The organism is Paracoccus binzhouensis, assembly GCF_016446475.1.
GTDB classification, from domain to species: domain Bacteria; phylum Pseudomonadota; class Alphaproteobacteria; order Rhodobacterales; family Rhodobacteraceae; genus Paracoccus; species Paracoccus binzhouensis.
The window spans coordinates 22,285-29,751 of the sequence record NZ_JAEHFP010000048.1; the positions used below are offsets into that span (position 1 = coordinate 22,285).

Annotated in this window: 5 protein-coding genes; all 5 read right to left on the reverse strand. The window is 68.8% G+C overall.

The genetic code is table 11. The features are described 5' to 3' along the window. Positions 1–53: 53 nt before the first annotated feature. Complete coding sequence (locus tag I9P22_RS12490; RefSeq protein ID WP_199259820.1) at positions 54–1,676, reverse strand: TrkH family potassium uptake protein; 1,623 nt, start codon at positions 1,674–1,676, stop codon at positions 54–56. Positions 1,677–1,685: 9 nt separating this feature from the next. After that, complete coding sequence (gene trkA / locus I9P22_RS12495) at positions 1,686–3,062, reverse strand: Trk system potassium transporter TrkA (protein ID WP_199259821.1); 1,377 nt, start codon at positions 3,060–3,062, stop codon at positions 1,686–1,688. Between the two features lie 342 nt (positions 3,063–3,404). Then, the gene (ntrX, locus tag I9P22_RS12500) at positions 3,405–4,793 is read right to left on the reverse strand and encodes a nitrogen assimilation response regulator NtrX (protein WP_199259822.1); all 1,389 of its coding nucleotides are present in this window, start codon (positions 4,791–4,793) and stop codon (positions 3,405–3,407) included. After that, positions 4,790–7,048 carry a sensor histidine kinase NtrY-like gene (locus tag I9P22_RS12505; RefSeq protein ID WP_332909024.1) on the reverse strand — a complete coding sequence of 753 codons (2,259 nt, stop codon included), beginning with the start codon at positions 7,046–7,048 and terminating at the stop codon, positions 4,790–4,792. The genes ntrX and I9P22_RS12505 overlap by 4 nt, the downstream gene beginning before the upstream one ends. A gap of 84 nt (positions 7,049–7,132) precedes the next feature. Continuing rightward, the coding region (locus I9P22_RS12510; RefSeq protein WP_332909025.1) for a helix-turn-helix domain-containing protein at positions 7,133–7,467 on the reverse strand (335 nt) is incomplete at its 5' end.

Consider the following 7,467-nt stretch of genomic DNA (forward strand, 5'->3'; position numbering starts at 1 on the left):
TGGTTTTCAAGACTTAGGCGAGCGGGCAGCGGCTTGCAAGCATGTGATCGGCGCTAACGGCGCCAGTATTCCGGCGAGAACAGCGCCAGGATGGCCAGCGTCTCGACCCGGCCGACCACCATCGCCGCCGCCAGCACAGCCTTGGTCAGCGCCGGCAGGCCGGCCCAGCCCTCCCAGGGGGCGCCGGCCATGCCGGCCGAGCCCTGGAAGCTGGGGGTCAGCGGAATCGCCCCGGCCAGCGGCCCGGTATTGGTCAGCGCCGCGATCGAGAGAATCGTCGCCGAATCGAATTCGATCCGCTGCAGCGAGATCAGCATGACCGTCACCGCGATCGAGCTGGCAAACAGCATGAAGAAGATGAAGGCCAGATAGGCCCCCTCGCGGCGCAGCCGCCGCGCCATCAGCCCGCCGCCGCCGACCGAGTTGGGATGCACGATCTTTTCCAGCTCGCGCTCGGAATGCCGGGCCAGGGCATAGACGCGCAGCAGCTTCACGCCGCCGGCGGTGGTGGCGACGCCGCCGCCCATCAGCGCCAGCCCCGCCAACATCAACCCAGGAGAGCTGAGCCCCGACCAGTTGCGCGCCCCCTGCCATTCGACCGAGTTCCAGCCGGTGGTGGTCAGGTAGCTGAGCCCGTTGAAGATCCCGCCCCAGGCAGCCGAGGCGGCGCTGTCCAGCGTGTCCAGCACCCCCTTGGCGCCGGCGGGCGAGACGCCGATGGCGCCGGCGAAATGCCGCAGGAACAGCATCGAGGAGACCAGCAGCACCACCCCCGCCGCCATGCGCAGCTCGGGATCGCCGATCCAGCTCTCGCTGGTGTTCAGCTCGCCGCCGCCGGGCCAGAAGCGCCGCGACAGGGCCGGGACCAGGAACAGGAAGATCACCGCCTCGCCGGCGATGCCGCTGCCCTGCCCGGCCGGGCCGCCCACCGGGCTGATGCCGCTGGTCGACAGCGTGCCCATGGCGCGGGTCAGCGCCACCAGCCCGTTCTCGCCCAGCATCAACAGGATCGTCCACATCAGCAGCGTCAGCCCGGCATAGGGCGGAAAGACCGCTCGCGCCGCCCGCATCACCCGATGCACCGGATCGACCAGCTCGGTCTGGAAGGCCGGGGTGGACAGGTGGGTGATGACCGGCACCCCCTCGGCCGAGCGCGGCAGCCGCTCGAAGCGCTCGCTGCGGCCATAGGGCGAGGACAGGATCTCGAACCCGCCGACCCGCAGCGGCGCCAGAAGCGCGATGGCCGCGACCAGCATGAACAGCCCGCCCAGCCAGCCGACTACGGCGCGCCACAGATGCAGCGGCGCCGGCAGCAGGTCGGCGGCATAAAGCGAGGCGCCGGTGGTGGTCAGGCAGGAGATCATCTCCCACCAGGCGTTGAAGAAGCCGGTATCGGGCAGGGAGATGGCGAAGGGCACCGCCAGCATGGCGGGCAGCAGCAGCATGGTGCCCAGCATGGTCAGCAGCACGCTGCGCGCCCTCGGCCCCTCGGGCTCCTCGGCGGTGGCCAGGCCCAGGATCGCGGCCAGAAGCACGAAAAGCCCGGCGCAGCCCAGGAAGATCGAGCCGATCTTGTGGCTGTCCATGGCATGGGCGTAAAGCCCCGGCAAGATCATCGCCGCGCCGCCGATCCCGGCCAGGATCACCATCAGGGGCAAGCGCAGCAGGATCCCCATGCCCGGGCCTCAGAAGAAATCGATCGAGACCTGCAGCAGGCGCTCGACCTCGGGAATGTCGGAGGTGAGGGAGAAAATCACCACGATGTCGCCCTCCTCGATGCGCAGGTCGCCCGTGGGCTTGACCACCCGGTCGCCCTTCTGCACCGCGCCCATCAGCGCGCCTTCCGGGAATTCGATGTCGCGCACCGCCCGGCCCGAGATCGGCGAGGTCGAAAGCACCTGCGCCTCGATCACCTCGGCCTCGGCATCGCCGATGGAATAGATGTCGCGCACCCGCCCGTGCCGGATATGGCGCAGGATGGTGGATACGGTGCTGGCGCGCGGGTTGATGAAGGCATCTATGTCCAGCGGCTCCATCAGCGACATCAGCGTCGGGTCGTTCACCAGCGAGATCGCCAGCTTGGCCCCCGCCTGCTTGGCGCGCACCGCGGCCAGGATATTCGTCTTGTCGTCGTCGGTGATCGCCAGCACCGCATCGGCGCGCGGCACCGCCGCCTCCTCGAGCAGCTCGGCCGACAGCCCGTCGCCGTTCAGCACGATGGTGCGGTTCAGCGCATCGGCGGCATCCTCAGCCCGGGCGCGGCTGCGCTCGATCAGCTTGACGCGCACCCGCTCGGGCCGCGCCTCCAGCGATTGCGCCACCGCAAGGCCGACATTGCCCGCGCCGATGATGACCACGCTTTCCTGCTTGGCCATGGGCTTGCCGAAGATCTCCAGCGTGCGCGGCACGTCCTCGCTGAGGGTGAAGACATAGATCTGGTCGCCCTCGAAGAGCTGGTCACCCGGCTCGGGCGCGAACAGCCGGCCGCCGCGCCGCACGCCGCTGACGATGGCGCTGAGGCTGGTGAACATCTCGTTGAGCTGCCGCAGCGGCGTGTTCAGCACCGGGCTGTCGGGATCCAGCAGGATGCCCAGCAGATGCAGCCGTCCGTCGAGGAAGGTCTCGGCATCGAAGGTCGAGGGCGCCGAGAGCCGCTGCAGGGCCGCCCGCGCCACCTCGCGTTCGGGGCTGATGACCACGTCGATGGGCAGATGGTCGGTCCGGTAGAGGTCCGACCAGATCGCGTCCAGATAGGCCGAGCTGCGCAGCCGCGCGATCTTCCGCGGCACCTGGAACACGGAATGCGCCACCTGGCAGGTGACCATGTTCACCTCGTCGGAATGGGTGGCGGCGATGATCAGGTCGGCATCGCGCGCCCCGGCGCGGTCCAGCACGTCGGGATGGCTGGCAAAGCCGGTGACGCCCTGGACGTCCAGCGCATCGGTGGCGCGCCGGATCAGCTCGGCATTGGTGTCGATGATGGTGACATCGTTGCGCTCGCCGGCGAGATGGCGCGCGATATGCCAGCCGACCTGCCCCGCCCCGCAGATGATGATCTTCATTCCGGCCCCGGTCCATGCCCTTGGTGAAGCGCGATCCTAGCGCGCGCCGGGCGCGAGGCATACCGGGAAAGCATCGGGATCAGATGGGCGAGCGTGGCGACAGTGGAAATGTCGCATGGGTACTTATGGAGCAAAGAAGCCGTTAACCGCTTCTTCATGATTTTCAGCCATATTCCACGAGCGGTACAGGCTGGGGAGCCGATGACCGCGAGCGAAGAAGTCGCCCCGGTCATCTGGCGAAAACCTGTCCCGCCTGAACAGCGGGGGTGGCCGGGGCGCAACCTTCCCGCTTCTTTGCTCCACAAATACCCATTCGACAGCGCAACCGGCGCAGATCCCGGGTCATTTCCCCATCACCTCCTCCTCGACGCGCATGCCGCCGACGACGCCCAGCGACTTGAGCTTGCGGTGCAGGGCCGAGCGCTCCATGCCGACGAATTGCGCCGTGCGGCTGATATTGCCGCCGAAGCGATTGATCTGCGCCAGCAGATACTCCCGCTCGAACAGTTCGCGCGCCTCGCGCAGCGCCAGGCTGGTGATCTGCGGGCCCAAGGCCAGCGCCTCACCCGTGGTGGTGCCGCCGTTCTGGGTTTCCAGTTCCGAGGGCTGGATGGGGCCGGTGCCGTCGCCCAGGATCAGCACCCGCTCGATCACGTTGCGCAGCTGGCGGATGTTGCCCGGCCAGGCCATGGCCTGCAGCGCCGCGCAGGTTTCCTCGGGCAGGGCGCGCAGCGGCAGGCCCTGGGTCGCGTGGAAGCCCTCGATGAAATGCTCGGCCAGCATCGGGATGTCGTCGCGGCGGTCGGCCAGCGACGGCACCGCCACCGGCACCACGTTCAGCCGGTCGTAGAGTTCCTGGCGGAAGCGGCCGGCGGCGATCTCGGCCGCGAGGTCGCGGTTGGTCGAGGAGATCACCCGCAGGTCCACCCGCACCTTGTCGGTGCCGCCCGCGCGCGTGAACTGCTGCTCGGTCAGCACCCGCAGGATCTTGGGCTGGGTGCCCAGCGGCATGTCCGCCACCTCGTCGAAATAGATCACCCCGCCATGCGCCTGTTCCAGCAGGCCGGGCTCGATGCCGCGCTCGGGCGTCTCGCGGCCGAAGAGCACCTCCTCCATGTGGTCTGGCTCGATGGTGGCGCAGGGCACAGTGACGAAGGGATCGCGCGCCCGCGGGCTGTGGGCGTGGACGTAGCGCGCGGCGATCTCCTTGCCCGCCCCCGGCTCGCCGGTCAGCATCACCCTGCCGTTCGACTTCGCCACCTTGTCGAGCTGTTCGCGCAGCCGGCGGAAGGGCGCGGAATTGCCCAGCATCTCGGAGGCACGCGCCTCGCCGCGCTTCAGCGTCGCGTTCTCGCGCCGCAGCCGCGCCGTCTCCATCGCCCGGCGGATCACCACCAGCAGCTGGTCGATGTTGAAGGGCTTCTCGATGAAGTCGTAGGCGCCCTGCTTGATCGCCGCCACCGCGATCTCGATATTGCCGTGGCCCGAGATGATGACCACCGGCACGTCCGGGTTGTTGCGCTTGACCTGCTTGAGGATGTCGATCCCGTCCATCTTGCTGTCCTTGAGCCAGATGTCGAGGATCATCAGCGCCGGCTCGGCCGCGTTCAGCTCGGCCACCGCCTGGTCGGAATTGGCGGCGAGGCGGGTCGAGAAGCCCTCGTCGCGCAGGATGTCGGAAATCAGCTCGCGGATGTCCCGCTCGTCATCGACAATCAGAATATCGCTCATTTGAATGTTTCCTGCTCGTGTTTCTGGCGGCGGGCCGAAAGCCGCACCGGCTGGCGCTCGCGCGGCAGACGAATCTCGGCCATGGCGCCGCGTCCCTCGGGTGCGTCGGTCAACATCAGGCTGCCGCCGTGTTCCTCGACGATCTTCTTGACGATCGGCAGACCCAGGCCGGTGCCGCCGGGCTTCATCGTCACATAGGGCTCGAAGAGCCGGGTGCGGTCCTCGGGCAGGCCGGGGCCGTTGTCGGTGATGCGGATGGTCACCGCGTCGGGGGCCACGCGCAGCTCGACGCGGACCTGCGGCTGCCAGCCCTCGGGCGGGTCGGCGCGCAGCTCGTCCAGCGCCTCGCCGGCATTCTTCAGCAGGTTGGTGAAGACCTGCCGCATCATCCCGGCATCGGCATCGACGATCACCGGCGCGTCGGGGATGTCCGAGACCAGCGCGCCCTGCAGCGCGTCGCGCTGCATCAGCTCGGCGTCGCGCAGCAGCTTGGCGATGTCGGTTTCCTTGCGGTCGGGTTCCGGCATCCGGGCGAAGCGGCTGAACTCGTCGACGATGCGGCGCAGGTCGTTGGTCTGGCGGATGATGACCTCGGTATATTGCTCCAGCGCCTCGCGATCGGCGCCGGCGATGGGGCCGAACTTGCGCTTCAGCCGCTCGGCCGACAGCTGGATCGGGGTCAGCGGGTTCTTGATCTCATGCGCCACCCGCCGCGCCACATCGCCCCAGGCCGCCATGCGCTGCGCCGACACGAGGTCGGTCACGTCGTCCAGCGCCACCACATAGCCTTCGAGGCCGCCGGCGGCGCCGCGGCGGATCGCCATGCGCACCAGCAGGCTTTCCACCCGGCCCTCGCGGGTCAGGCGGATCTCGTCCTGCACCGATTCGTTCACCGACTGCGACAGCCGCTCGAACAGCGGCGCGAATTCCGGCACCGCCTCGGACAGCAGCCGGTCATGCGCCAGCGCCGGGTCGAGGCCCAGCAGCCGGGTGGCCGAGCGGTTCAGGAAATCGATCTCGCCCGCCGCGTCCAGCCCGATCACCCCCGCCGTGACCGAGGACAGCACGGAATCGAACAGCCGGCGCTGGTCGTCGGCGGCGCGATAGCTTTCCACCAGCTCCTGGCGCTGCTGCTTCAGCTGCCGGGTCATGCGGTTGAAGCTTTCGCCCAGGGTCTGGATCTCGTCGCCGGTGTCGGGGGCGGGGATCTGGAAGTCCAGGTTGCCCTCGCCCACCTGCTCGGAGGCCTCGGCCAGCCGGCCGATGGGCCGCGACAGCCGGTCGGCAAACCATAGCCCCAGCCACATCGCCGCCGCCACCAGCAGCAGGGCAAAGCCCAGATAGAGCAGCGAGAACTCGAACAGCACCCGGCCGCGCTCCTGCTCCAGCCGCTGGTATTCGCCGACGGTCTGGCGGGTGTCATCCAGAAGGCCCAGAAGGCTGCCGTCCACGTCGCGGGTGACGTAGAGATAGCGGTCGGCCAGCGGCGTCAGCGGCACCAGGGCGCGGAACTCGTTGTTCTGCCAGTCCTCGATCAGCACCAGCCCGCGGGTCGCGGCCTCGTCGAACTGCGCGGGCGAGGGCTGTTCGTACCAGAACTGATAGCTGCGCTCGCCGCGGGCGCGGATCGTGCCGCGGCCGTCGATGATATAGGCCTCGCGCAATCCGCGCTGGATCTGGCTCTGGTATTCGGTCAAGAGCAGCCGCAGGTCGCCGTCGTCCAGCATCGGGTTCTGCCGCGCCGCTTGGGTCAGCGCCCCGCCCAGCAGCCGCGCGTCATTGGTCAGGTCGCGGCGATGCTCCTCCTGATAGGCCTCGGCGGCGGAGAGCGAGGTCGAGACCACCTGCTGCACCCGGTTCGAGAACCAGCCCTCCAGGCCGATATTCACCGTCAGTCCGGCGAACAGCGCCACCAGCACCGTCGGCACCAGCGCGATGGTGGCGAAGACGCCGACCAGCCGCATATGCAGCCGCGAGCCGGCCGCCGACTTGCGCCGCGCCGCGACGATCCGCGCCATGCGCGCCACGACAAGGCCGGTCAGCACGATCAGGTAGAGCAGGTCGGCCAGCAGCACCAGCCGCAGCACCGAGCCGCCCGAGATGGCATTGGCGAAGGGCCCCATGACCGCGAAGGTCAGCCCGGCCAGCACCGGGCCCAGCACCACCAGCCCCAGGGTCGCGGCATTGCGATAGAAGCGCAGGCGCCGCAGCCGCGCGACACGTTCCCATGTATCCCTGGACAGCGTTGCCGCCACCTTGCCCGTCCTCGCGGTTTCGCCGCTGTGCCACGGCCGTTCTGTGGCCGTTCAGCGACTCTCGCAAGGCCATCTGTGGCCGTTTTACATCAGTTTGCGGCGCCGTGTCACCTCGATATTCAGGTCGGTCAGTTTCTTGCGCAAGGTATTGCGGTTGATGCCCAGAAGATCGGCACAACGCAGCTGGTTTCCGCCGGTGGCGTCCAGCGCGATCTCCAGCAGCGGCTTTTCGATCTCGCGCAGGATGCGGTCGTAAAGGCCGGGCGGCGGCAGCGCGTCGCCATGCAGGTCGAAATAGCGCTGCAGGTGCATTTCCACCGATTGCGCCAGGCGCATGTTCGCCGGCTCGCCCAGCGGCGTGGCGGCCGCGGCGGCGGGACCGGCGGACGCCGTGGCCGGGCGGGCGGCGGCGGGCGTGG

What these genes read in the sequence shown, in the direction of transcription:
- I9P22_RS12490 (WP_199259820.1), bottom strand. Translation starts at nt 1,676, where the DNA reads ATGGGGATCCTGCTGCGCTTGCCCCTGATGGTGATCCTGGCCGGGATC.
- trkA (WP_199259821.1), bottom strand. Translation starts at nt 3,062, where the DNA reads ATGAAGATCATCATCTGCGGGGCGGGGCAGGTCGGCTGGCATATCGCG.
- ntrX (WP_199259822.1), bottom strand. Translation starts at nt 4,793, where the DNA reads ATGAGCGATATTCTGATTGTCGATGACGAGCGGGACATCCGCGAGCTG.